This is a genomic window from Paraburkholderia atlantica (assembly GCF_000092885.1).
GTDB lineage: Bacteria > Pseudomonadota > Gammaproteobacteria > Burkholderiales > Burkholderiaceae > Paraburkholderia > Paraburkholderia atlantica.
Genome location: NC_014117.1, coordinates 2,682,245 through 2,708,556, shown reverse-complemented (window position 1 = coordinate 2,708,556; position 26,312 = coordinate 2,682,245). Strand labels below are relative to the sequence as shown.

Annotated in this window: 17 protein-coding genes, 1 tRNA gene and 3 pseudogenes; 13 read left to right on the top strand and 8 right to left on the bottom strand. The window is 59.2% G+C overall.

The window, feature by feature from the left end; genetic code table 11:
* Positions 1 to 6: 6 nt before the first annotated feature.
* From BC1002_RS12145 to BC1002_RS12125, 5 genes are all read left to right on the top strand, one after another.
* A complete protein-coding gene (locus BC1002_RS12145) occupies positions 7 to 1,029 on the top strand; it encodes an OmpA family protein (RefSeq protein ID WP_013090322.1) in 1,023 nt (340 codons plus the stop codon).
* A 523-nt stretch (positions 1,030 to 1,552) separates the two neighbouring features.
* On the top strand, positions 1,553 to 1,768 hold the full coding sequence (locus BC1002_RS12140; RefSeq protein ID WP_013090321.1) for a hypothetical protein: 216 nt from the start codon (positions 1,553 to 1,555) through the stop codon (positions 1,766 to 1,768).
* A gap of 182 nt (positions 1,769 to 1,950) precedes the next feature.
* Positions 1,951 to 5,091 (top strand): UDP-N-acetylmuramoyl-tripeptide--D-alanyl-D-alanine ligase, encoded by a 3,141-nt coding sequence (locus BC1002_RS12135; protein WP_013090320.1) that lies wholly within the window; start codon positions 1,951 to 1,953, stop codon positions 5,089 to 5,091.
* Positions 5,092 to 5,216: 125 nt separating this feature from the next.
* Entirely contained in the window at positions 5,217 to 6,275 is a 1,059-nt protein-coding gene (locus BC1002_RS12130) for an alpha/beta hydrolase family protein (protein WP_013090319.1), read from the top strand.
* A gap of 411 nt (positions 6,276 to 6,686) precedes the next feature.
* Positions 6,687 to 7,643, top strand: a complete 957-nt coding sequence (locus BC1002_RS12125) for a D-alanine--D-alanine ligase (protein ID WP_013090317.1) — start codon at positions 6,687 to 6,689, stop codon at positions 7,641 to 7,643.
* Positions 7,644 to 8,037: 394 nt separating this feature from the next.
* Here the strand turns inward: BC1002_RS12125 and BC1002_RS12120 are convergent.
* Positions 8,038 to 8,114 (bottom strand) — tRNA-Asp (locus BC1002_RS12120).
* A 658-nt stretch (positions 8,115 to 8,772) separates the two neighbouring features.
* On the opposite strand from BC1002_RS12120, the gene BC1002_RS12110 reads away from it, so the two are divergent.
* Both BC1002_RS12110 and BC1002_RS12105 read left to right on the top strand, forming a co-directional pair.
* Positions 8,773 to 10,119 (top strand): pyridoxal phosphate-dependent aminotransferase, encoded by a 1,347-nt coding sequence (locus tag BC1002_RS12110; protein WP_274380038.1) that lies wholly within the window; start codon positions 8,773 to 8,775, stop codon positions 10,117 to 10,119.
* Between the two features lie 924 nt (positions 10,120 to 11,043).
* Positions 11,044 to 12,387: a TolC family protein gene (locus tag BC1002_RS12105; RefSeq protein ID WP_238537894.1), complete on the top strand. Its 1,344-nt coding sequence runs from the start codon at positions 11,044 to 11,046 to the stop codon at positions 12,385 to 12,387.
* 308 nt (positions 12,388 to 12,695) lie between these two features.
* On the opposite strand, the gene BC1002_RS12100 is transcribed toward BC1002_RS12105, so the two are convergent.
* A complete protein-coding gene (locus tag BC1002_RS12100; protein ID WP_013090314.1) occupies positions 12,696 to 13,403 on the bottom strand; it encodes a response regulator in 708 nt (235 codons plus the stop codon).
* Between the two features lie 181 nt (positions 13,404 to 13,584).
* On the opposite strand from BC1002_RS12100, the gene BC1002_RS12095 reads away from it, so the two are divergent.
* The 6 genes and pseudogenes from BC1002_RS12095 to BC1002_RS12075 form a co-directional block, all read left to right on the top strand.
* Positions 13,585 to 13,914: a hypothetical protein gene (locus BC1002_RS12095; RefSeq protein ID WP_083788687.1), complete on the top strand. Its 330-nt coding sequence runs from the start codon at positions 13,585 to 13,587 to the stop codon at positions 13,912 to 13,914.
* 769 nt (positions 13,915 to 14,683) lie between these two features.
* Positions 14,684 to 17,077 carry a type I secretion system permease/ATPase gene (locus tag BC1002_RS12090; RefSeq protein ID WP_013090313.1) on the top strand — a complete coding sequence of 798 codons (2,394 nt, stop codon included), beginning with the start codon at positions 14,684 to 14,686 and terminating at the stop codon, positions 17,075 to 17,077.
* A complete protein-coding gene (locus tag BC1002_RS12085; protein WP_013090312.1) occupies positions 17,074 to 18,318 on the top strand; it encodes an HlyD family type I secretion periplasmic adaptor subunit in 1,245 nt (414 codons plus the stop codon). Before BC1002_RS12090 ends, BC1002_RS12085 begins: the two co-directional genes overlap by 4 nt.
* Positions 18,319 to 18,455: 137 nt before the next feature.
* Positions 18,456 to 18,924, top strand: a pseudogene (gene tnpA / locus BC1002_RS38850) (IS66-like element accessory protein TnpA).
* A pseudogene (tnpB, locus tag BC1002_RS38845) lies at positions 18,864 to 19,034 on the top strand (IS66 family insertion sequence element accessory protein TnpB); the annotation flags it as partial. The pseudogenes tnpA and tnpB, both read left to right, overlap by 61 nt.
* Positions 19,035 to 19,082: 48 nt before the next feature.
* Positions 19,083 to 19,457, top strand: a pseudogene (locus BC1002_RS12075) (IS66 family transposase); the annotation flags it as partial.
* A gap of 541 nt (positions 19,458 to 19,998) precedes the next feature.
* Here BC1002_RS12075 and BC1002_RS12065 read toward each other — a convergent pair.
* The 6 genes from BC1002_RS12065 to BC1002_RS12045 form a co-directional block, all read right to left on the bottom strand.
* Positions 19,999 to 21,018, bottom strand: coding sequence for a HoxN/HupN/NixA family nickel/cobalt transporter (locus tag BC1002_RS12065; protein ID WP_013090311.1), 1,020 nt, complete (start codon positions 21,016 to 21,018; stop codon positions 19,999 to 20,001).
* Between the two features lie 110 nt (positions 21,019 to 21,128).
* A complete protein-coding gene (locus BC1002_RS12060; protein WP_013090310.1) occupies positions 21,129 to 21,656 on the bottom strand; it encodes a cupin domain-containing protein in 528 nt (175 codons plus the stop codon).
* Between the two features lie 161 nt (positions 21,657 to 21,817).
* Positions 21,818 to 23,926, bottom strand: coding sequence for an elongation factor G (gene fusA, locus BC1002_RS12055; protein ID WP_013090309.1), 2,109 nt, complete (start codon positions 23,924 to 23,926; stop codon positions 21,818 to 21,820).
* Positions 23,927 to 24,257: 331 nt separating this feature from the next.
* Entirely contained in the window at positions 24,258 to 24,773 is a 516-nt protein-coding gene (locus BC1002_RS12050; protein ID WP_013090308.1) for a DUF192 domain-containing protein, read from the bottom strand.
* A gap of 144 nt (positions 24,774 to 24,917) precedes the next feature.
* Positions 24,918 to 25,109 (bottom strand): hypothetical protein, encoded by a 192-nt coding sequence (locus BC1002_RS36250; protein WP_083788686.1) that lies wholly within the window; start codon positions 25,107 to 25,109, stop codon positions 24,918 to 24,920.
* Between the two features lie 440 nt (positions 25,110 to 25,549).
* Positions 25,550 to 26,119 carry a pseudouridine synthase gene (locus BC1002_RS12045; RefSeq protein WP_013090307.1) on the bottom strand — a complete coding sequence of 190 codons (570 nt, stop codon included), beginning with the start codon at positions 26,117 to 26,119 and terminating at the stop codon, positions 25,550 to 25,552.
* Positions 26,120 to 26,312: the final 193 nt, after the last annotated feature.

Genomic DNA, 26,312 nt, shown 5'->3' with positions numbered 1-26,312 from the left:
CTGATCATGACTTTCAATCAAACCCTGAAACGTGCGCTCGCAGGCGCATTGCTCGTGATGGCGGGCATCCTGCCCGCCGTCGCACAGCAAACTTTTTCCAACCAGCCGCCGCTGGCGACCCAGGTCGGCGCACCCGTTACCGGCTCGATGTCCGGCGCTGGCACACAGCCTGGTAAGGTATTCGGCCAGACTTACGCGCCTCTTGGGCAGGTTAGCTCGCAGCAGGCGCAGGTCGTCTACTACCGTGACGCATCCGCAGGGGCGGGCCGTTCGGCCGCCGCTGACGTTTACGTTGATGGCGATCTGCATACCGCGTTGTTGCCGGGGGGGTACAGCATCTTCTGCGTGAAGCCGGGCGAACATACGTTGGGTGCGTACATCCACGATGCACCGCTCTACAAAGGCAAGACCACCGGTGGATCCCGCGCTGAACTGAAGGGCGGCATGACCTACTTTGTTAAGGTCGCGCCGGTTGACAGCAATGGCGCACCGGTGGTGGTGCCGCGCAACGAAGCCGAAACCCAGTTGCAGGGCATGCGTGCGCAAATGCACGTGCTATCCCGCGCGTCTGCCGTTCAGGCGTGTGACTATCCGTCAGTCCCCGTGGTACAGCCTGCTGCGGCGGCACAACCTGCCGTGGTAAAAAACTACACACTCAAGGGCGACACGCTGTTCGCCTTCGGCAAGTCTGGTAGTCGGGACATGACCGGCAAAGGCCAGGCGGAGATTTCTCGTCTTGCCGAAAAGATTCTCGCGGAGAACGCGTCGCTGGAAGCTGTCACGGTGATTGGTCACGCGGACCTGATCGGCTCGGATGCGGCGGCGCAGAAACTTGGCGAGCAGCGTGCGATGACGGTTCGCCGGATGCTGATTGAGCAGGGTGTTCCGACGTTGAAGATTACAGCCGAAAGCGCGGGCAATTCCGATCCTGTGGTTGCGGAGTGCAGCGGGACGATGCAGCGGAAGATTGCCTGCAACGAACCCAACCGCCGCGTGGTGGTGCGTGTGAACCTGTCCCATCCGGCTTGACGGCACGGCCCGCAGGCTCTGGGCACGCGACCTTTCTGAATCGGAGAGGTTGCGTTCGCACCAAGAAGCTGTTGCGAAATGAATCAAAAGGGGCTTGACGAGCGTCCAGCAAATCAAGGTGCAAGGGAGGGACAGGAAGGCCTCGCGAATACCAGGTAGCGTTCGTAGCAAATCTTCCGGCGTCGGAGCGAGTGAACTCATGCAGAGCGCTCGACGGGCCAAATTTCGTGAATGCGTTGCGAGACACCTGTTTCCTGCCATGCGACGACCTGTCGCCACGAGGCGGTGCCAGAACCGTATCCACCTATTGCGGTAGTGGATCCCATGCAACGCCTGAGCGCAGCTCGAACACAATCCTGCCCGTACGGCGTGGTTGGATGTCGGTTTGCGCCTCATATTGTTCATTGCGCGGTGCGCTTCAGGCAGCAGTGGTTCGACGAATGACACGGTTCGTCTGTTAGTTGTTTAGGCGTCGCGTCCGATAGACAAACGAAACGACCACGCTTCAGGTACGGAGTTGTGAATGGCCAAACAACCAACTATTCCAGCAATCAATGTATTGCTCGCCTATGCGGCATTGCAAGACAGTGATCAGGAGTTATTTAACAGGATGCTCAATGAGTTCACCTTTGCATCCCCGTTGCGCAGACGAGAGTTTATCGAGCAGTGGCGACGGGAGCTCGCGTCCGCCGGCACAACGCTCATTATGTCGATGCACGACCGCCCCTCCGGAAGGTGAAATTCAGGGGCTCGGTCTTTCGATTACAGGTTCGAACCTCTGCAAAAGCATCGTTCGGCGCATGTATATACTGGATTGGTCAATCGTATCCGGTCAGATTTGATTAGCTGCTTCCAGACGAAGCATTGTCGCCAGCTATCTGGCCGAAGACGTATTGTCCTCCCCATACCGAGAGTAAAACCATGATGCCCACCCCGCTCACTCCTACAGATTTTCCCGCACTGTTCGCACGACTGCGCTCTATCGTTGAACCGCAGGTCAATCCCCTGGCAGCGCCTTGGCCGTGCTTTGTCCTGTTCTTTTCATGGAGCGACGGGCAGCGGCGAGCCGACGTCGTGAGTGCAACGGCACTGACATTTGCAGAGGCGTGGGACGTCGGCATGGAGCGGGCGAAGCAGACTGCCGGTGCAACCGGAGTGGCTGTCCAGTGGCTGCGCGTGGACTGGGTTGAAAACGTTGAGGGCACGACCTGGGAAGCACTGCGGGGCCGCCTCGAACAGACCAAACGCAACTACTTCCGTTGCGGCCTGTCGCTGGACAGCAGTTTCCGGCATGCCTTCCTCGAGACCGAACTGAATGCCAATGCCATGCTGTATGGAGGCGCGGCACACGCACATGCCGTTGTCAACTCGAAGAACTTCGAGCGATATGCCACCATCCGGCACCAGCTCGCCAATGTGGATTTCGCAGACGCGCGGGAGGTGTATATCTTTTCGACCCGCGGAGCGTTCACGAGTCTGCAATCGCAGGAGGTGCATCTTTTGCACGGTACTGGCCTGAATGCAGGTCGCCGCATCATTGAACATCTCCAGCCGGCGGATGTCAGGGCGCTCGTCACATCCGGCAGCCGCTATCTGGCCGGGCAGGTACAGCAAGGCGGACGCTTTCATTATGGCTGGCATCCATGCTTCGATCGCGCCATCAGCACCTACAACACTCTGCGCCATGCAAGTTCGGTCTATGCGATGCTCGAAGCGTGGGAGGTGACCCGCGATAACGACCTCAAGATTGCAATCGACGCAGCTCTGCATTATCTCGTCAATGAACTCATCAAGCCGATGGAGTTGCCATCCGGCGTCCAGGCGGCGTTTTTGGTTGATACACGGGACGAAATCAAACTGGGTGGAAACGGCGTGTGCCTGCTGGCGCTAGTCAAATATAGCCAGCTGACGGGCTCGGCCGAATATCTGACACTGCTTGAGCAGCTCGCGACAGGCATCCTCTTCATGCAGGATGCCGACAGCGGCAAGTTCAGCCATGTGCTGAACTATCCTGATCTGTCGGTGAAGCAGGAATTCCGGATCATTTATTACGACGGGGAAGCGGCCTTCGGTCTGATGCGCCTTTACGGCCTGACCGCTGATGCGAGATGGCTAGAAGCAGTGGAAAAGGCGTTCGGTCATTTCATCGAGGCGGACCACTGGAAGGCGCATGACCACTGGCTTAGCTATTGCGTGAACGAATTGACACGTCACAAGCCGCTGGAAGCGTATTACAAGTTCGGGATCCAGAATTTCGCTGGTTATCTCGACTTTGTTATCGGGAGAGTCACGACATTCCCGACCCTGCTCGAATTAATGATGGCTGCCGAGCAGATGATCGGTCGTCTGCAGCAGCAGCCAGAAATGGCGCACCTGCTCGCTGAGGTTGATCTGGATAGATTCTTCCATGCACTGCACTCGCGGGCACAGCGCCTTCTGAATGGTTATTTCTGGCCGGAACTGGCGATGTACTTCGCCAATCCGGGCAGGATCACCGGCAGCTTTTTTATCCGCCACCACGCCTTCCGGGTCCGCATTGACGACGTCGAGCACTATCTGTCAGGTTTTGTCGCCTACCTGAGTTATCTGAATAAACAGCAGCAGTCGGAATCCTCTACATCGGGGCGGCAATGGAGCGCCTCGGTGATCCAGTCGGTCACGCAAGGGACATGGCTTACGCCGCCACCTTCGGAGTGGACAGCAAACGGCCTTTGCATTTATGTGCCTGCCATGCAGGCCGGAAATGTCGTGGTCGCGCGAGTCGGTGAGACCGACCGGGGGATTCCCGTGCCTGTCATTCGACGGATGCATACGCGCCCGGTGGGTGTCATCACGAGCGATCCTGACGTGCAGGCCCAACTCAAAGATTTGCCGGTCTTACATGTCGCAGATACGGGGAAGGCAATTCTTGCGATGGGTTCCTACGCACGCAAGCAGATGAGCGGCGCCGTCCTGGCGGTAACCGGAAGCGCTGGCAAGACTACGCTCGTGGCCATGCTGGCTGACGCCCTCAATGCTTACGGCCAGACGGCCGCGAGTGCTTTCAACGCAAACCTCCCCCACGGTTTGAGCTGGAATCTTGCGTCAATCAACTGGGACACCCCTCATGTCGTCCTGGAAGTTGCCGTGGGCAATATGGGAAAGAGTGCGCTCATTGCCCGCCCGAACATCAGCATTTTCACCAACATCCAGCCTGCGCACCTCGGCAAAAGCAGCACAATCACCGATATTGCCCGTACCAAGAGCATGATTTTCCGCGGCATGTCGGCAGGAAGTATCGTGATACTCAATCGCGACATGCTGGAGTGGGAGACAGTCTACCAGGCGGCTATGGAACAGGATCTGAATATCGTCACTTATGGCACCACTGCTCAGAGTGACTTTCAGCTCGTGGACCATGATGCGTTGCGGCAGTCGGCTACGGTCCGCATCAGAGGGCGCGATATCACTTACCCGATTGGGGCTGCCGGCTTGCACATGGCGCTGAACAGCGTGGCCGTCCTTGCTGCCGTCCTGGCGCTCAACTATCCGCTTGAACCCGCGCTCGAACGGATCGCGCGCTTTACTGCGCTGTCCGGCCGGGGCCAGGAGCTTGAACTGACGCTTGACGGACGGCACATGACCATCATTGACCATGCCTACAATGCCAATCCCGGTTCGATGCAGGCGGCCTTGGAGCATTTACGGGACATGAAGCATGCTCGCAGACGAGTCGCTGTGCTCGGCGAGATGGCCGAACTTGGTCCCGAGGCCCCGATGCTTCATGCTGACCTCGCCGCGGTGGTCGAGCGTTGTGGGATTGATCGTGTCTACGTCATGGGCGAACTCTATACCGGTTTCTGGGAGCAATTGCCCGCTGCACGCCGTGGGCGCCACACGAATTCTCTGGATGAACTGAAGTCGGCACTTAGCGAAGAACTGGCCGACGAGGATGTGGTCCTGCTCAAGGGTTCCAACAGTACGGGCATACACCACATCGTTGCGTGGATGAAGGTATGTGCGCAAGCGCAGGCCGTACCGACTGCCTCCAAGCCTACGGGCAATACACCCCATCAGGCTTGACTGAATTACCCCAAGACGGCAGCGTCGTTCCCGTGACGGGAACCCGCGGCAGGTCGGTCGTACGAGCGCAAAAAGATGGTTGACCTCCCCTGTTTTGTTCTGCACAACTTCACGGAACTTTATTCATGCAATGGCCTGGCCGATATTTTCGGCGTTTATCGCACCTTCTGCGCTGGAGACTTCGGCGTTTCCTGTTCGTCACATTTGGCATTTGGGGAGTGGTCGAACCCTCTCTGGGAGGGCGACCCGCCTTAGCGCCGTTCGAGGACCCGCGCCCGGGAGAGCTCAACATCCCTGTGGAAGGTGAGCCTTTCGATGCCGTGCAAGCCCTGAATGGTTCGTTTAGTTCACGGGAACACTGTGCACAGGTGCCCGATAGCCTCTGGGTTGAAGTCAAAGGCAAGGGAGATTGCATCCGGTACTATGCGCATGGTCTTTCCAGCGGTGAGAATCCTACCGTCCTTGTTTATTTCAGCGGCGATGTGATGCTAAGAACCGCGAAAGGAGTCAGGTACATTACACAATCCTACCAATCTGCTTCACCCAAGGAGATTGAGAAAGAGATGGCCGGCTGGTCTGCCGATGCCGGACACCCCGCGCTCTATCTTGCCCGCCCAGGTATCTATGGCTCCTCTGGCGACCACAACACGCGGCGCACTCACCGCGAGATCGAATTGATGGAGCGTGCGCTGGACCTGCTCAAGGAGCGTTACAACATCACGTCATTCATCCTGACCGGACATTCCGCTGGAGCGCAGATCGTCGCAGCGCTCCTGAACAGGCGGCAGGACATAGCGGCATCGGTGATCTCTTCCGGCCTTGTTTCCGTGAAACAAGTCACCGCGTACTGGGAATTCAGGCGTGAAATTCCAGGCCGACTGCTGTATGACGCACAGAGTTATTACGATCCTGTCGACGAAATCGGGAATATTCGTCGGGCCCCGCTGCCGGAAATCTATCTGATTTCGGATCCCGAGGATCGTATTGTTCCCTTTTACAGTCAGTTGTATTACGTCCGCCGCTTGCGCAGCGTCGGCCTCAGGCCGCATCACATCTACGCCTATGCTCCCGGGCCTCAACGTCATCTGCTCGCAAGACACGCGAAACGCGCAGCGGCGCTATTGGCTCAGAGAAAGTCTGCGCAGGAAATCCGCATGGCGCTTGCAAAGCTTGACGTACAGTAGGTTCGATAAATCGCCGGGGAAGTGTGAACTCGGGTGAAGCATTGTCCGTAACGGCAGAGTGAGACCGTTCTCCAGCAAATTGGGCCGCGCACCTTTTTGTCTGGCAGCCATCTCAGCTATGCCGATTTCATCCACGCCACTGCGGACTGCTAATGGACAGCTGGTGTTCATCTTCGTATGCTCGTGCGGTGATGGATAGTTTGTTGTTCGCCTCGTTTCGGGCTTCGAGAGAGCGTGAAGTTCGGGTGAGTGTCACCGCCTCGATTCTAGTCTCGATTTGCCACGGTAGTGCGGAACGGACCGCGTGTTGATGCGCTCGCGTGGTGGCGCGCGCTCGCAATGCGGTGATTGCGATGATCGCGGTTTTCGTGACTGCGGCTTGGGCGCCTCGCGCAAAAACAGGGGGATGAGATGGCTGGTATAGATCCGAAACGATTCGGTAAGGTGGCGGTACTGTCGGGCGGCGTATCCGCTGAGCGTGAAGTGTCCATCAATTCCGGCCGTCTCGTGCTGCAGGGATTGCAGGATGGAGGCGTCGACGCGCACCTTTTTGATCCTTCCGCAAGGCCGCTGTCAGCTCTGAAAGACGAGGGCTTTGCGCGCGCGTTCAACGTGCTGCACGGCGGCTACGGCGAGAACGGGCAGATTCAAGGCGCGCTCGATTTCTACGGCATTCACTATACGGGTAGCGGCGTGCTCGGTTCGGCACTTGGGCTCGACAAGTTTCGCGCAAAACTCGTTTGGCAGCAGTTGGGCATTCCAACGCCGCCATTCGAAGCCGTGATGCGCGGCGATGATTACGATGCACGCGCGCGCGCGATCGTCGCGCAGCTCGGCCTGCCGCTTTTTGTGAAGCCGGCGAGTGAAGGGTCGAGCGTCGCGGTGATCAAGGTAAAGACAGCCGCGAAGCTTTCTGCAGCGATCGCGCATGCGGCAAAGTTCGACACAATAGTGCTGGTCGAGAAGAGCATCGAAGGCGGTGGTGAATACACTGCGTGCATTGCGGGTGATCTGGACTTGCCAGTCATCCTTATCGTGCCGGCAGGTGAGTTCTACGACTACGACGCGAAGTACATTTCCGACACCACTCAATACCTGATTCCGTGCGGACTGACATCCTCAGAGGAGATCCGCCTGCAGGCCTTGGCGCGCCGAGCGTTTGAGGTTCTTGGCTGCCGCGACTGGGGCCGCGCTGACTTTATGCTGGACGGTGAAGGCAATCCGTACTTCCTTGAAGTGAATACGGCGCCCGGAATGACCGACCATTCCCTACCACCGAAGGCCGCCCGCGCGGTTGGTATCAGCTACGAGGAACTGATCATGACGGTATTGTCACTGACGCTGAAGGCCGACGGAGTCGGTACGTGAAGCAAGGTTCGTCAGTTCGGCTTCGCCGGCAGCGACCTGTTTTGTACTTGTGTCGTTATCTCCCGCATGCGCGGACCGATCCTTACGGATTTCTTAACATCGCGGTTCCGAAGGCAGGCAATTGACGGATCACACGACGCCCCGGATTGGAACAGGACGGCGGAAGGCACCCGTGTATCGGCCGATTGTCGCGGAGTCCGTTTGAGAACCTCTGCGTGGCGATCACTGCCGGGCATTCGGCCGGGGTATCAGCAGGCGGGCGTTCTGTGCCGCCTGAGGGTCCGCGACGCTTCCCTGTACAAAAGCGCAACGAACTTCAATGCGCGAAGGGGCATCCGTGTATCGCGCCAACCCAAATAAAAAAGGCGAACAATTGTTCGCCTTTGGGTGATGCTGGCGGAGTGGACGGGACTCGAACCCGCGACCCCCGGCGTGACAGGCCGGTATTCTAACCAACTGAACTACCACGCCTAATTCGTGGGTTAAGTTTAGTGCATCTGAACGCATTTTGCGAGCTGGATTTCTGTCGGAATGCGAAGTTTATGTGCTTCGTCAAACAGTAGGGCGAATTTCGCGTGGCAGACGATACCGTCGTCCATGGCAAGCAGCGCCTTATAGCGTTGTCGGGCAAGAGCGATGAGCGCCTGCTTGTGGTGCTTAGCTTGCTGGACCTTGAGCGGGTAAGGGCCCCTCGAGATTGGGTGGTGGCGATTACCTCATTGTTGGACGGTGCCTTGCTGTCCGGGCGCTTTCCGGTTCGATCGAGGGCGAGGCCATGATGTCACCCGAGGCAAGAATCATGATGGAGCCGCTCGCCAAATCAGCAATTGTCGTGAAGGCTGTAACAGAGGGGTAAGAAAGAAGAAGGTTGAACCTCATGCCGAAAAAAAGGAATCTTCTGGCCTGTTCACGATCTATCGGTTTCCTATTAGTCATCTCATGACTCCCGCCATCCGTTAAGTTGAAGTTGCTGCGCGGCAAACAGGATTTTATGCAGGTTAATTAGTTATGTTTTAAGGAATGCAAAGTTGCTGGTTGCACGGCAATGGACTTCAGTACCTTATGGAGTTGCAGTTGTTTGCTAGCCCCACAAGTTGAGGGTTTGCCCGGTTAATTGTTCAGTATGAGAGTGGCTGTCGTGAAACCGATTCTCAAATCCAACAAATTGTTGAATGTCTGCTACGACATTCGCGGGCCCGTCCTCGAACACGCGAAGCGGCTCGAAGAAGAGGGCCATCGCATCATCAAGCTGAACATCGGCAATCTGGCGCCGTTCGGCTTCGAGGCGCCCGATGAAATCATTCAGGACATGATCCTGAACCTGCCCAGTTCGTCGGGCTACTCCGATTCGAAGGGCGTGTTCGCCGCGCGCAAGGCGATCATGCATTACACGCAGCAAAAGGGCGTGCACGGCGTCGAGCTCGACGACATCTACATCGGCAACGGCGCGTCCGAGCTGATCGTGATGGCGCTGCAGGGCCTCGTCAACGACGGCGACGAAGTGCTGCTGCCGGCGCCCGACTACCCGCTGTGGACCGCCGGCGTGAGCCTCGCGGGCGGCACGCCGGTGCACTACATCTGCGACGAGTCGAATAGCTGGATGCCCGATCTCGACGACATCCGCGCGAAAATCACGCCGAACACGCGTGCGCTCGTCGTGATCAACCCGAACAACCCGACCGGCGCGCTGTATTCGGACGAACTGCTGCTCGGCCTGACCGAGATCGCGCGCCAGCACGGCCTCGTGATCTTTGCCGACGAGGTGTACGACAAGATCATCTACGACGGCAAGAAGCACACGTCGATGGCGTCGCTGTCCGAGGACGTGCTGACCGTCACGTTCAACAGCCTGTCGAAGAGCTACCGCTCGTGCGGCTACCGCGCCGGCTGGATGGCCATTTCGGGCCTGACCGGCGAGAACCGACGGCTGGCGAAAGACTATCTGGAAGGGCTCGGCATCCTCGCATCGATGCGGCTGTGCCCGAACGTGCCCGGCCAATACGCGATCCAGACCGCGCTCGGCGGCTATCAGAGCATCAACGACCTGATCGTGCCGGGCGGTCGCCTGTACAAGCAGCGCGAGCTCGCGTATGACATGCTCACGGCGATCCCCGGTGTAAGCTGCGTGAAACCAGAAGCGGCGCTGTACATGTTCCCGCGCCTCGACCCGAAGGTGTATCCGATCCAGAACGACCAGCAGTTCATCCTCGATCTGCTGCTCGAAGAGCGCGTGCTGCTCGTGCAGGGCACCGGCTTCAACTGGAAGACCCCGGATCACTTCCGCGTCGTGTTCCTGCCGAACGTCGACGACCTCGCGGATTCGATCAACCGGATCGCGCGCTTCCTCGATGGCTACCGCAAGCGTCACGCGGTCTTAAGCGCGGCCCAGACAGCCATATCGCTTAAAAGTGGGCTAGAGAACGGTGTTTCGCTCGACGGAAGCTGTCGTGGACGACAAGCGAGCAGACTGATTTGAGGAATGTTTCGCAAATGTCAGCATCACGTTCGAACCCAATTGGAAGACAAAGGAAGCCATGACCCTATGAATGAGTCTGTTCGACGCAATCCGTGAAATCAGTATGCCGTACCAAAATACACTCGCGATGAACGGGCGCGCATGACCACACTGTGGCGATCGTGATCGGTCAGCGGCATCCTGCCAGGATTTCGGATGCGGACGCGGGTTCACGTCCAACGCGCGGTCATTGAGTCGGCGGAGTTTGTTGCAGCCGCACAAGAACGCCGCTGCAATCTTTTTCATTGTCAACCCCATCTGCGGGGGATTGTCCTCAGCTTCCAGGTGCGACAACTCGATGTCTCCGTGCGCGCTCAACATTTGCGCCAATGCTGCTCAACTTTAGTCGGCCATGATGGCCGACAGAGAAAAACCCAAAAACGCAAAGAGAAGGAATCGACGTGCGCACTCCCCAGCGGCCAAGGCGAAGGTGGCGCGGGCGAAGCCGGCAAATAGTCGAAGTCCGGGCGATATACAAATTCGTACTAGTCCTGCCGGCTCGGTGCGCCGGTCTGATTTCGGCAACTGACTGAATTCCCGACAATGGATGCACTACAAAATTTTCATTTTTCGTTCATCTGTCACGCGAAGTAGCCGAATCGGCCCCCAAAAACGACAAGGATTGTTTCATCGCTTTGTAAGTTCCGGCCTCGGCTAGGTGTCGCGTCATCACGATCAATCTGACCGATTCCGATTATGACTCAAGCAATTCGACCTAACGTGCAAGCTGCGGTGGAGGCCTCGAGCTTAGAGGACGGCTCCCACGGTTTGGCGCAACGCCCTATAACATGGCTGATTCTGTCACTGTTTAGCTTGGCGGTGAGTGGCCATGTGGGTGCGCACACGAAGCCCGATCAGTCATTGGCAAGCGACGCCGAAATTGCAATGAAGTCAATTTCCGCGGAAGCGAAACAGCCGTCGAAGTCGGAAAGCCGCACGCCCCCAGAGACGTTCGCGCAGTGGCTTGAAGCGCAACCGTCCAGTACCGATGGCGTGCCTTCGGTGGATTCCGCCACGCTACGTCGTATCTTCCTTGACGCTGTCGAGAAGGCAGAGAAGCGTAGTCCCGAAGTGGGGCAGGCGTATGCAGCCTTCGAAGCTGCGAATGCAGATGTGGACGAAGCGAAAGGGCTGCGGTGGCCACAAGTCGACATCGGCTCGCAGACGCAGGGCATTAATTTTGGTCCCAGCAATCGGAATGGCTACGACAACGGCAATGTGGCCACGGCGACCATCACGACGACGGTGTACGACTGGGGCCGCACAAAGAACACGATCGGAAGCCGTGAGCATCTCTCGGATGCGGCGCGTAGCAATTACACTATGGCTCGAGATCAGAATGCGTTCGACGTGACTAGCACGCTTGTCGAGCTGGGGAAGCAACGTGCGATCGTTGACTTGAGTCAGAAATTCGTCGAGCGCATGGCCACGCTCGTGAAAATGCTCAGTGAAATCGTGGCTGTCGACCGAGGCCGAGGCAGCGAACTCACGCAGGCGAAGGCCCGTCTGTTGCAGGCAGAAGCCGCGCGCGATTCCGCACAAGCCAAGGTGCGCGATGCGGAACTGAAATTGCAAAAGCTGGTGGGTGAGACAACGCCCGAGATTCCGCGCACGCGCAATTGGCCCATCCAACCGGGCAATCTGCCGCAACTTCTGCAGCAGGTAGATGCTCATTCGAGTCTGCGTCAAATTCAATCCGAGGCTAATGCGGCCGATCTGAATGCAAAGGCGGTGAAAGCGTCGGGGCTGCCGACGGTGAACTGGGTTGTCAGTGCGAATGCTGGGGTAGGAGGTTCGGGACAACGGGCGCCGTGGCAGACCATGCTGACGCTTAACTGGGCGGCATTTCGCGGCGGTTCGACGAAGGCGGCAACGGCCGCGGCCGGGTATCGGGCACAGGCCACGTGGCAGCGCTTCGATCAGCAGCGACGTGACCTTGAGTATGGCATCCGTGCCGCGGATCAGGATGCGCACACCATGCTGAGCCGCGCCGACCAATACGCACGACTTTCCGCCGAGACCGATCAGGTGCGCAAGGCCTTTTTCGAACAGTGGTACCACTTGGGCAAACGAACTCTGCTGGATGTATTGCTCGCCGAGAACGATCACTATGGCAACAGCGTGAGCGAAGTGACGAATCGCTTCGACGGCTACGCGGCGGTACTGCAGGAATATTCGTCGGCAGGTGCGCTGGTCGGCTGGCTAGAGACTGGCCGCACAGGCGGTTGAGGGCCCACGAAAGCGGGATTGCAGGGCGCAAAGCGATGATCGACCCTCATGTATGCGTTGTCCGCTGTCGCGACAGACGAGGCGATTAACTTCTTATCGCTTACCCAATCCCTGCAGCATCCTGTTCGTACACCAAACTTCGCGGGCGATGGATTCGCTGCTGAATCCTGTCTGCCATACTCGCCCCCGATGCTCTTGCACCATGCGCACGGGATGTTCGCGGACTTCAGCAAAAAACCTGTTCGACTTGCTTATAGCTCCATTCCCTCGAGAGTTGGAGCCTCCTACCAAATACACGGCGGTTCACACTAGCTTGCCTCCGGTTTTGTGTCGTCCGGCCCATTATTGCGATCTTCGCTATCCGGCTCTTGCGCCAGCGCCGCGCCGATGGAGTACTTGATCAGATCAGTGTCGGTTGCCACTCCAAGTTTGCGCATCGCACTGGTTTTTTGCGCGCTGATGGTCTGTTTGCTGCGCTTGAGTTGCGCCGCAATTTCGTTGACGGAGAGTCCCGATACAAACAGCCGAATTACCTCGGACTCGCGCTTGGTGAGCGTCCGGCTACTGGAAGTCGATGATTCAATGTCAAGCTGCCAGACAATCTTCGAAATAGCAGGGGAAAAATAACGACCATTTGCATATGCGCCGTGGATCGCCGCTAGCAGATGGTCGGTCGTATCAGCCTTGCTGAGAATGCATTGAATGTCGAGCTTGAGAATAGAGCGAATAACGCCAGGATTGTCGATCATAGTCAATATAACGATTCGTAGAGCCGGGTACCGGCGTCGCAAAAACGAAAACAGTGTGATACCGTCGCCGTAATCGCCGCCGGGCATCGAGTAATCGGATACGAGGACGTCGCAGGGCTGTTTGCCAAGCGCAGCAAGTAATTCAGTGGAGTTGCCAACCGTATCTACAACGTCAAGCGTGGGGTACTTCTTGAGCGTATGGAGTAATCCGGCAACGACAGCTGGATGGTCATCGGCGAGAATGACCCGGATGGTAAAGTCATCCATTTGAAGGCTTCCTGCTTTGAGGTGTAGTCACATACGTGACAGATTTCGATCTGATCGGTAACAATTGAATGCTAGTCGCGCAAATTTGGACGGTACTCACCAAGGCGGGAGTACAAGGCGCAAAGCGATGATCGACCGTACGTATGTGCTGTCGGTTTAGCGACAGACGGGGTTGGTCGGCATGGACTGGCCGGCCCGAAAGGTGCTCGGTCACCGGGTCGTCATTGCGCTGAAAGCCACGCAAGCTGTTGAGATAGTCGAAAAGGCATTTGCTCACTACGTGCAGCCCGACATCCTGAGTACCGATCAGGGGCGTCTGTTCGAGGCGGGCGCATTCACCGACGCGTGTGGCATCCGGCTGTCGATGGATGGCCGTGGCAGCTGGCGTGACAACGTGTTCGTCGAAAGAGTCCGGCGCATCAAGAACGCGGAAGTCTATCTGAAGCCCAGCGAGTCGGTCAGCCATGCTCGGCGCTCCATTGGCAATTACATAGAGCTGTACAACCCGTAATGGCCCCATTCGAGTCTGGCAGAGATCAGACGCCGGATGAAGCATACGCGACGCTGCCAGCGATCAAGTCGGCAGCATGTTTGCGTCGTACGCTCCGCTCAAAAATATCGAAAACCGGTCGGACCGTGCGGGGCCACCTCTCTCAGTTCGCGTGCGGAGGGTTCGTCCAGTTCAACAAGGTGACCACTCTGAGAAATTCCTAGTTATTCCGAAGTTGAGTGATTATGTCAGAATATCGCGCACAACAATCGCGACGGCACAAAAATAGGCAGCCCACCCGGAAAACAACTGGAACGCTTTGTCAGAATTCAGCCCATAGAGCCTTAGCTTTGACTCCATAGGCTATGAGGTACGAGCCTCTCCCATTTCGACACCCCCTCATCAAAAGGATAGGTGTCCGTCTTCGCGGGTCAATCTCAGTTCAGAGTGTCGTCGTGCACCGATGCGCGGTGCAAAAGCGAACTTCCGTCTTGGTTTTACGGCCACTCCCGTAAGTGCGAGGTCTTAACGCTGCTTCGTCCAATGGCGTTGCGGCGAAAGGGGAGCGAACTACTAATTCGTACTGGTCCTGCCATATCGGTGCGACCGTCTGATTTCTTCAACTGAATGTTTTTTAGACAATGGAAGCCGTTGCGAAATTTCATGTTTCGTTTACCAATCACGCGAAGTAACCGAATCGACCCTTAGACGACAAGGATTTCAACGTTCTGTACGTCCAGATCACGGTTCAGGTATCGCGCTACCACGATCAATCTAACCGGTTCCGATCATGACTCAAGACGTTTTTCCTGACGTGCAGGCTGCGGCACAGGCCCTCACCAACGAGGACGGCCTACTCAGTTCCGTAATGTGGATCTGTGAGCGCTACGGTTGTGGCAAGACCGCGGAGGCGCTGACCGCGGGCCTTCCCAAGAGCGGTATGCTTTCGCCGTCACTGGCGCTCGGCGCTCTGTCTAATGCGGGTCTTACGGCCGGCCTCGTGGAGCGCCACCTGCAATTGCTGCCGGGGCATGTGTTGCCGGTCATTTTGCTGCATCGCCGCATGGGCGGCTGCGTGTTAGTTGGTCGACGAGCGAATCCAGACAGGGAGGCCAAAAGCCGCATTTTGTACCAGGTGATCGTGCCGGAAATCGGCTACGAGCCGGTGGAGTACACCCAAGAGGAAATGGATGACATCTACGCAGGCTACGCCATTCTGGTCAAGCCGACGGCCAGGGTCGAGTTGAGCGAAGGGGACAGCGTCGAGCCGGCCGGCCACTGGCTCCTCGGTACGCTATGGCGTTATCGGCGCTACTACGCGAGTGCGGCGCTTGGCGCATTGCTTATCAATGTGCTCGGCCTCGCCAGCGTCTTTTTCACGATGAACGTATACGACCGCGTGGTACCGAACCAAGCCTACGTCACGCTCTGGTCACTCGCGATCGGGGTTGGAATTGCGATGTTGTTTGAAGCGATCTCTCGTCATGTTCGCAGCCATCTGCTGGACGTCGCCGGGAAGAAAGCGGATCTCATCATGGGCACGCTTTTATTCCGGCGAGCGCTCTCCATCCGGATGGAGCATAAGCCGACATCGGCGGGTTCCTTCGCGAACCAACTGCGTGAGTTCGAGTCAGTACGAGACTTCGCGGCCTCCGCGACGCTGTCCGCGATTTCCGATCTGCCGTTCGTGTTCGTCTTCGTAGGTGTGGTTTTCGCGGTCGGAGGCTTGCTCGGTTGGGTGCCGTTGCTGATGATTCCGTTGATCATCGGGGCGAGTCTGTTTGTGCAGTGGCCGCTTGCCCGACTGATGAAAGAGAATCTCAAGGAAGCCTCGCTCAAGCAAGGTGTACTGATCGAGTCGATTGAAGGTCTGGAAACACTCAAGGCGGTGGGTGGTGAAGGCCATATGCAAAAACGTTGGGAGACCTTCAGCGGGATGGCGGCATCGTCGTCGATGAAGTCTCGCCAGATTTCCAGCAAGGCGATGAGCTTCATCACTCTGATGCAGCAGTTGCAGACGGTGGTACTGGTCGTGCTCGGTGTGTACCTGATTGGCGACGGTGAGCTGACGCAAGGTGCGCTAATCGGTACCGTGATGCTGGCCGGTCGAATTACCGCGCCGCTAGGCCAGGTGATGGGACTCGCCTTGCGCTTCCAGCAGGCGAAGGCCGCGCTGCACTCGCTGAATAGCCTGATGGCGATGCCCGTCGATCGTGATTCGTCACGCACCTATCTGCCCAAACCACTGCTCTCGGGACAAATCACGCTGAAGGACGTGTGCTTCTCGTATCCCGCGCCAGACACGCAGCCGACTCCGTCGGTTCTCAAGGACGTCAATCTGACCATCGGGGCGGGTGAGCGGGTTGCCATACTGGGACGCGTGGGTAGCGGTAAATCGACCCTGCTGCGTGTGATGGCGCGTCTTTATGCACCGGTCGGCGGCCAAGTATTCACGGACGGTCTGGATGTCGAGCAGATTGACCTGGCCGACTGGCGCAAAGCGGTGGGTTACGTGGGTCAAGACGCGCGTCTCTTTCACGGCACCCTGCGCGGAAACGTGATGATCGGCCGGCCCGAAGCGAGCGCTGACGAGTTTTTGCGCGTGATGCGTCTGACCGGCCTTGACCACTTCGCCAGCCGCCATCCAAAGGGGATCAACCTTCCGATCGGAGAAGGTGGCCTGGGCATCTCCGGCGGCCAGCGTCAACTGGTGTCGTTAGCTCGCAGCCTCCTGGCCCGGCCGCAGCTTCTGTTGCTCGACGAGCCGACCAGTGCGATGGACAGCCAGACCGAGGCGGTTTTCCTCGAGCACCTCGCCCGTGCAACGGTCGGACAGGCGTTGGTTGTCGTGACCCATCGGCCGTCCTTGTTGGCCCTGGTTGACCGGATTGTCGTTGTCGAGGAAGGTAAAGTCGTTGCTGACGGTCCGAAGGACAAGATTCTCGCCGCGCTGTCGGGTAAGGCCAAGACAGCTGGAGAGGGTGAAGCGCACTCGCACGTGCAACAGCGCACTTCGCCGGGAACCGTGGCCACAACCGCTCCCGACACATCCGGTACGCCCGTGGCGCCCAATGCGGCCGCTCGGAGTATCAAGATCATGGCCGCACAAAGGCCGGTTTCAGCAGTTACGGCGCAAGTCGGTAACACACGGGCAGGCGTGCCGAACGAGGAGCAATTTCAATGAACTTCAATATTCGCAGACGCGGCGCAAAGGACGCCAAGCTCACCCCAGGCGACGCCGCATTCATGAACGACATCAAGGAATCGCTGCTTACGCAGTCGACTCCAGGCTCGGTGATCATGCTTTACGTTATTCTCGCGATTCTGTCAGTCGGTTTGACGTGGTCGCATTTCGCTCGCGTGGAAGAGATTACGCACGGCGACGGAACCATCATTTCGAAGAGCCGCGAGCAGGTTATCCAGAGTCTCGAAGGCGGGATTCTCGAGCAACTGGATGTACGCGAAGGCGATATCGTCAAAAAGGGCCAGGTGTTGGCAAAGATCGATCCAACGCGAGCAGAGACGAGCTATCGCGAAGCGTGGTCGAAATCAGTTGGACTGAAGGCGACGATTGCGCGTTTGCGCGCCGAGGCGTACGGGCAAGCTCTGACCTTTCCGGACGACGTGAAAGGCGTGCCTGCGGTCGTGAAGCAGGAGACGCTCGCATACAATGCGCGGCGGCGAGCACTGGACGACAGCGTGGCTGCGCTGGAAAAGAGCTATTCGCTCTCGGGCAAGGAAATCGGTCTGGCGGAGCCGCTTGCGGCCAAGGGGTTGGTATCCGAAGTCGAACTTTTACGCATGCGTCGTCAGGCAAACGACTTGCGTTCTCAGATCGTCGAGCGGCGTAACAAGTTTCAGGCCGATGCGAACTCGGAACTGACGAAGTTGGAACTGGAACTGGCGCAAACCAGCGAAACTGTGGTTGGTCGCGCGGATGTCCTGGAGCGGACGACGGTGGTGGCACCGGTATATGGCACGGTGAAGAACGTGCGCGTCAATACGATTGGGGGCGTCATTCAGCCGGGCGAGCACATCATGGAAATCGTGCCGCTGGAGGATCAGTTGCTAGTGGAGGCCCATATCAAGCCTTCGGACGTCGCATTTCTGCATCCCGGTCAACCGGCCACGGTGAAGATCACCGCCTACGACTATGGCATTTATGGCGGCCTGACGGGCAAGGTCGAGCACATCAGTCCTGACACCCTCAAGGATGACCAGAAGGCCGCAGCGGGTCGTGCCGATGCCACCTACTACCGCGTGCTTGTGCTGACAGACACCAGTGAGTTGCATGCTGGCGGGAAAAGCTTGCCGATTCTGCCGGGCATGGTTGCGACGGTCGACATCCGTACCGGTGAGAAAACTATCCTTGACTATCTGCTGAAGCCGATTTTCAAAGCGCGAGAAGCGTTCCGGGAGCGTTAGAAGTTGCTGCGAAATATGCTTTCGCGCGGTTGGGAAGGTCTGCAATAGTTCCGTAAGCGCGCAATTTCCGCCACCCGGCTTTTGCATCCAGCAAGCGCCACGATTGCGTCCGCAACCACAACTTGCGGACGCAATTCATGACCCAGGATGACCTTTCGTTTTTGCCTTTGCGCGTGACGCGCGTTGGGATAGGCGGCAAGCGCAGCTTCGATCCTCTGGACAAGCGGCGACTGGTCGCGGCCTGCGAGCAACCCGGGGGCGTCATTGTCTGGTCTGGCGCTGAAGGCCGGGGTGAACGCCAACCAGTTGCGCAAATAGGTTCGGCTGCACCGGCAGGCGGAAACGCCCGCGAGCAACAGCGACATGACCGCTTCAGCGTCGGCGTTTGTGCCAGTCGTCGCGATCGCGAAGCCGGCACCGGCGCCGGCTTCAACGCCGGCTGTATACGCGCAGCAACAAGATCGGTCGCCGCATCGGTCTTCGCGGTCGCCGACCTCGGCTTGGCTGTCGGCCCAGTTGCCCAATGGCGTGAAGCTGGAGCTTGAATGCTCGGAACACGACGCCGCCCTCGTGAGCGCCATGATCGCGGCATTGGGACTGCACTGATGTTTCGCTTCGAGGCCGACCTGAGGGTGTTCCTGCACCGCGAGCCAGTCGACTTCCGAGCAGGCATCAACAGTCTGGTGACGCTGGTCGAGCAGTCCATGCAACTGGACACGTTTGCGCGTGCCGTGTCCGCCTTCCACAACCGCAGACGCAACCGGATCAAATACTTCAAGGCGCTGTATCAGGTCGAAACGCTCGCCAAGGCCGATCTGCGCGAAGGCGAAACACGGGTTGACTATACGTACCAGCTGCGTCAGCAGCACAGCGTGCCACTGCTCGAAGCGTTTGGAGCCTGGCTGGACGAACAGGCGCCGCAGGTCTTGCCCGAAAGCCTGCTGGGCAAGGCGATCTCATACGCGAGAAACCAGTGGACGTATCTCTGTCGATACGTAAGCGACGGGCGTGCCGCCATCGAAAATAATGTCATCGAGCGCGACATCAGACCATTCTGTACCGGCCGGTCGTCACGGCTGTTCAGTGACACGGTTGCCGGCGCGAAAGCAAGCGCCATGGTCTACAGTTTGATGCTCACAACTGGCGACCCTGCGTGACTTAACCCGCGACAGCGCCCCATTACTCGCGCCTGCGGTGCCTTCGCGTAGTCTGCGTTCACAAGATGTCGCTCATGCTGATGGCCGCGCGACATGGTCCTGCCAGACGGTCCGCCGCGAGTTGCCAGGTGTATGCTCGTAACGGCAGCAAGCGCGCCGCTTGCTGCGGTGATCGAACCGGGAGGCCTCCGTGACGTTCCTGACTGAGGAAGAGTCAACACTCGCGCTTGCGGCTCGCCATATCATGGAAGCACTGCAGCGAATCAGCCTCCAAGAAAGGCGCGTTCAGGACGCCCAGAGAAAAGGGATGGACTCGTCGCAATCCCGGGAGCTACTGCGCATCATGAGAGAGATCCTTTGCTCGTTCACACAGCATCGGCGCCAGCTTCATGGCGAGCTTGAAAGACAACGACGCCTCACAAAATCATTCGATCACTCTCACGAATAGTCATCGTGAGGGTTCGGTATCCGCATTCAACTGCGGCGCATTGGGCAATTTCTCGCCACGGCGGCCAGCGGCGACTTATCGTTCCGCCACATCCGGCCGTCTCCAGCGATGAAACAGTACCGAGCCGATCCAGCACGCCATGAAGGCCGCGACGATCGCATAGCCGAGCGCGCCAAAATGATCGTTGATGCGGGCGATCGCATCCGACACGCCGCCGCTCCAGCAGAAGCCGTCCGACAACAGTCCCAACGCCTCGATGCCGCCAATCACGATCGCGACCACCGCCGACACGAACGTAATGCTCGCGTTGTAGTACAGCTTGCGCTTCGGGTCGTCCATCGCCCAACCGTATGCGTGCACCATCAGCACGTTATCGGTCGAATCGACGAGCGTCATGCCGGCCGTGAAGAGCGCCGGAAACACGAGGATCGAGTAGAGCGGCAGGCCGGTGTTCGCCTGCGACGCGGCGATCGCGAGCAGGCCGATCTCGGTCGCGGTATCGAAGCCGAGCCCGAACAGCACGCCGACCGGGTACATGTGCCAGCTTTTGGTGACCAGCCGGAACAGCGGCCGCAACGCACGCGACAGCAGCCCGGCTGGGGCGAGCGGATCGGCTGACGCGGTGGCCGCCACGCTATCATGTTGCGCGTGCCGGTAGCGGCGCCACACATCGCGCAGGATCACGAGATTGACCGCCGCGAGCACCAGCAGGAACGTCGCGGAAACCAGCGTGCCGAGCGCGCCGCCGACTTCCCTGAGGCTCTCGAAGCGCCCATGCAGCGAATGCGTGGTCCACGCGATGCCGATCGTCGCCGCGATCACGATCGTCGAGTGTCCGAGCGAAAACGCGAGCCCGATGCCGAGCGGTCGCCTGCCCGTTTGCATCAGCTTGCGCGTGACGGCGTCGATCGCCGCGATGTGGTCGGCGTCGACCGCATGACGCAGACCGAAACCATACGCGAGCAGCGCGGTGCCGAGCAGCAGCGGGTACTGGCGAAACGCGATCAGCGCCCACAGCCACGCGCCGACGTTGGCGGCGATCAGCACCGCGTAGAGCGTGACGAGGCGATGGCGCAGCGAAGCGGTAGGCGTCATGTGGCGCGGGCGGGTCGATCAGCAGGTGAATGAGCGGGCAAATGAGCTGGCAAATGAGCTGGCAAATGAGCTGGCAAATGAGCTGGCAAATGAGCTGGCAAATGAGCGCCTTAGTGATCGTGCGGATGCTTGTGGATCGGATCGACCCAGTAGACCGTGTCCGGCTGCTCGACCGCGTCGATGTTCAGATTGACGACGACCGCTTCGTTGTCGCTGCGTACGAGCACGCATTCGAGCGGCTCGTCGGTGCTCGCATTGATCTCCTGATGCGGCACGTACGGCGGCACGAAGATGAAATCGCCGGGACCGGCCTCGGCGGTGAATTCCAGATGCTCGCCCCAGCGCATGCGCGCCTGGCCGCGCACCACGTAGATCACACTTTCGAGCGCGCCGTGATGATGTGCGCCGGTCTTCGCGTTCGGATGGATCGTCACGGTGCCGGCCCAGATCTTCTGCGCGCCGACGCGCGCGGCGTTGATCGCAGCCGCGCGGTTCATGCCCGGCGTTTGTGCGGTATTGGTATCGAGCTGATCGCCGCGGATGACCTTCACGCCGTGCTCGCGCCAGTCGACCTGACCGCCGGTTTCGGCGGCTTCGTGCTCGGCCCGGTAATGCGGATGTTCGTGATCCTGGCTCATCGTCTCTCCTCCTCGGCTTGCGTGCCGCGTACCTGGTCGACATTCTGGCACGTTCAAAAAACGGCTGCGTCGCGCGACCATGCCACGGGCGCCACGAAATAAAAAGCCCGCTCACATGGAGCGGGCTTCGACTCATGATGCCCGGCAGCGCCGCGTCAGCGTCATTGCTTCTTCGCGTTGATCACGGCTTCGGCGACGTTGCCCGGCGTTTCGGCGTAGTGCTTGAACTCCATCGTATAAGTCGCGCGGCCCTGGGTGGCCGAGCGCAGCGACGTCGAGTAGCCGAACATCTCGGCGAGCGGCACTTCCGCGCGGACCAGCTTGCCGCCGCCGCCCGCGATGTCTTCCATGCCTTGCACCATGCCGCGACGGCTCGACAGGTCGCCCATCACGTTGCCCATGAAGTCCTCGGGCGTTTCCACCTCGACGGCCATCATCGGTTCGAGCAGCACGGGCTTCGCCTTGCGCATCGCCTCCTTGAACGCCATCGAGCCAGCCATGCGGAACGCGTTTTCGTTCGAGTCGACGTCGTGATACGAACCGAAGGTCAGCGTGACTTTCACGTCGACGACCGGATAGCCCGCCAGCACGCCGGCTTTCAGCGTTTCCTGGATGCCCTTGTCGACGGCCGGGATGAATTCTCGCGGAATCACGCCGCCCTTGATCGCATCGACGAACTCGTAGCCCTTGCCCTGTTCGGAAGGTTCGAGCGCGATCACCGCGTGACCGTACTGGCCGCGGCCGCCCGACTGCTTGACGAACTTGCCTTCGACGTCCTCGACCTTGTTACGCACCGTCTCGCGATAGGCGACCTGCGGCTTGCCCACAGTTGCTTCGACGCCGAACTCGCGCTTCATCCGGTCGACCAGAATTTCCAGGTGCAGCTCGCCCATGCCGGAGATGATCGTCTGTCCGGATTCTTCATCGGTCTGCACGCGGAACGACGGATCTTCCTGCGCGAGACGATTCAGCGCGATGCCCATCTTCTCCTGGTCGGCCTTGGTCTTCGGCTCGACGGCCTGCGAGATCACCGGGTCCGGGAAGATCATCTTTTCGAGGATGATCACGTGGTTTGGATCGCAGAGCGTGTCGCCGGTAGTCGCTTCCTTCAGGCCGACGGCCGCGGCGATGTCGCCCGCGTAGACCTCCTTGATTTCCTTGCGCTCGTTCGCGTGCATCTGCAGGATGCGGCCGAGGCGCTCCTTCTTTTCCTTGACCGCGTTGTAGACCGTGTCGCCCGAATTGACGACGCCCGAGTACACGCGGAAGAAGATCAGCTGGCCGACGAACGGGTCGGTCATGATCTTGAAGGCGAGTGCCGAGAACGGATCGTCGTCGTTAGGATGACGCTCGATCTCCTTGTCGTGCTCGTCGTGACCGGTGATCGCAGGCACGTCGACCGGCGACGGCAGATAGTCGATCACCGCGTCGAGCATCGCCTGCACGCCCTTGTTCTTGAACGCGCTGCCGCACAGCATCGGCACGATCTCGTTGGCGATCGTGCGCGCGCGGATGCCTTGCTTGATTTCTTCTTCGGTCAGGTGATGCTCGCCGCCCAGGTACTTTTCGAGCAGCGTCTCGTTCGCCTCGGCCGCGGCCTCGACCATCTTGTCGTGCCATTCCTTCGCCGTTGCGGCGAGTTCAGCCGGGATGTCGCGATACTCGAACTTGATGCCCTGGCTCGCGTCGTCCCAGTAGATCGCCTTCATCTTGACGAGGTCGACCACGCCCTGGAAGTGCTCTTCCGCGCCGATCGGAATCTGGATCGGCACGGCGACGCCCTTCAGGCGTTCGCCGATCTGCCGCTGCACGCGGAAGAAGTCCGCGCCGACGCGGTCCATCTTGTTGACGAACGCGATGCGCGGCACCTTGTACTTGTTCGCCTGGCGCCACACGGTTTCCGATTGCGGCTGCACGCCGCCGACCGAGTCGTACACCATGCACGCGCCGTCGAGCACGCGCATCGAGCGCTCGACTTCGATCGTGAAGTCGACGTGCCCGGGGGTGTCGATGATGTTGATCCGGTGCTCGGGATAGTTGCCGGCCATGCCTTTCCAGAACGCTGTCGTGGCGGCCGACGTGATCGTGATGCCGCGCTCCTGCTCCTGTTCCATCCAGTCCATCGTGGCCGCACCGTCGTGAACCTCGCCGATCTTGTGGGTCACGCCGGTGTAGAACAGAATCCGTTCGGTGGTGGTGGTTTTGCCGGCATCGATGTGAGCGCTGATGCCGATATTCCGGTAGCGCTCGATGGGAGTCTTGCGGGGCACGTGAATCTCCTTGTAATGGCGCGCCTGAAACGCATGCCGGGCGACCGCGTAAGCCGCCCGGGGAGTCTGGGTGGTGCTGTATGTGGCGTTACCAAATCGAGATTACAAGGATAGCGCGTCGATTGGTCTTTTGCATGAATCCTGCCAGCCGGCGCGAAGGCTGACCGCGCGGGGCTGCGCGGGCGAAAAAAAGCCGGCGCCTCGGGTCGAGGCGCCGGCTTTTCTCGGACAGCAGGGCGGGGCGGTCGGGCTGCCCAGATGGCGGCTTGCGGAACCGCTCAGGTGGCCATTTATAGGGCTGCGTAGGCGCGCAGCCCGGCGGTGAGAGGCGTTACTGCGTGATCCCCGGCACCGGCGGCAAGCCCTGGATCTGCATGCCCGGCTTGATGCCCTTCGCCGTGAACCAGCCCTTCGGCATTTCCAGCGCGAACACGCCGTTGTGCGTCGGGCAGTGGTTGTTGGTGGTCTCGGCCTGCATTTCGTCGATGTCGGTGATCGTGCCGTCGGCGCGCATGAACGCGATCGACAGCGGAATCAGCGTGTTCTTCATCCAGAAGCAGTGGCCCGCGTTCTCGTTGAACACGAACAGCATGCCTTCGTTCGGCCCGAGCTTCGTGCGATACATCAAACCCTGTTCGCGATCCGCGTCGTTGGCGGCGACGGCCGCGTCGATCACGAACATGCCGGCGGTCAGCTTGACGCGCGGAAACTCGCTCGGCTGCTTGGCGCCCGAGGGCATCTGCTGCGCCTCGGCGGGAGCCGGGGTGGCGGCGAATGACAGCGCCGCGAGCGGCAGTGCAACGGCGACGGCGAAACGCGCCATCGACGAGCGGATGGAAAATCGCACGACAAGACTCCTTGCTGAAATCAACTCGCGCATGTTACGCGAGCGCGTCAAAAACAAAAAGGCAGATCGCCTCGCGGTGATCTGCCTTACAACGCCGTAAGAACGGCAACGAAGCTAGTTCTTTACTGCGTTTTTACAAGCAACTTACTCCGAAGCTGCCGAAGCTGCAGCAGCTGCTGCTGCCTTCTTGTGCGACTTCTTGTGAGCGTGCTTGGTGGTCTTCTTTGCCGACGAAGCTGCTGCCGGAGCTGCCGGAGCTGCTTCCGGTGCGGATGCTTGTGCGAATGCTGCCGTTGCGAAGAGGCCAGCGACCAGAGCGGCGATCAGTTTGTTCATTTTGTGAATCCTCAGCTTGAGTTAATTAACCAAATGACCCGGCAAATGTAGAGTCATGTCGGTAAACGTGCCATCCACCTTTCGGTTGACAGCCGCATCGAACAAAATTTTCGACGCGTCTGCTAGCGTTCGGACTTTCGTACTCGCCGCGCAAAAACGGCTTATGCAAAGGTCTTTAAGGCTGAATGCCGGATAGCTTCGGCGGCATCTGCGTCGAATAACGCATGGAGTTGTACGGCGGTTGACGCGAATTGCGCGGAAATTTTTATCGTCATCACACGCGATCGGACTGCATCACGCAGGCTCGCGCGAGCTCATTAGTTTCACGCACTTCGCGCTTGCGTTTCACGCATTGTTTCGCCTGTAGCTACAACGAGTTAGCGTTGATTGGCACAGCCGTGAAACCTGTTTCGAGTGATCACGTGCACGCTGATTCACGTTCAGGCGACACCATCCCATGGCGCGTTCGCTCGCAACTCGATGCTCTCGCCGGGCTGTAGTCCGAGTGAAAAAATGTCAAGTGCACCGATGCCGACGCGCACGAGTCGCAGCGTCGGAAAACCGACCGCTGCCGTCATGCGACGCACCTGTCGGTTCTTGCCTTCTGTGATCGACAGTTCGATCCACGTGGTCGGGATCGCCGCGCGATAGCGGATCGGCGGCGTGCGCGTCCATAGTGAGCTGGACGGTTCGACGTAGTTCGCCTGACATGGGCGTGTCACGAAGTCGCCGAGATCGACGCCGCGTGCGAGCTTTTTCAACGCGGCGTCGTCGAGCGCGCCTTCGACTTGCGCCCAATAGCGTTTGACGAGCTTGTGACGCGGCTCCGCGATGCGCGCCTGCAGCGCGCCGTCGTCGGTGAGCAGCAGCAGGCCTTCGCTATCGGAGTCGAGCCGGCCGGCCGGATAGACACCCGGTACCTTGACCCAGTCTGCAAGCGACGCGCGCGTCTCATGTGGCGAAAATTGACAGATGGTGCCGAATGGCTTGTTGAAGGCGAGAAGGCGCATAGGAGAGCGAGACGGCAGAGCGATACGGCGCGATGATAATGCATAAATCGGGAGGCAGATTCTTGTATCTTATAGACGAGCGTGGCGCGCCCGAGGTGCCGTCCATGTTGGAAAACACGCAGCCCGGGGCGGCCGCGTCGGGCTTGGGGCGTGGGCTAGAATAGCGGCCAGGCCGCTCGCGGCGGTGCGGCAT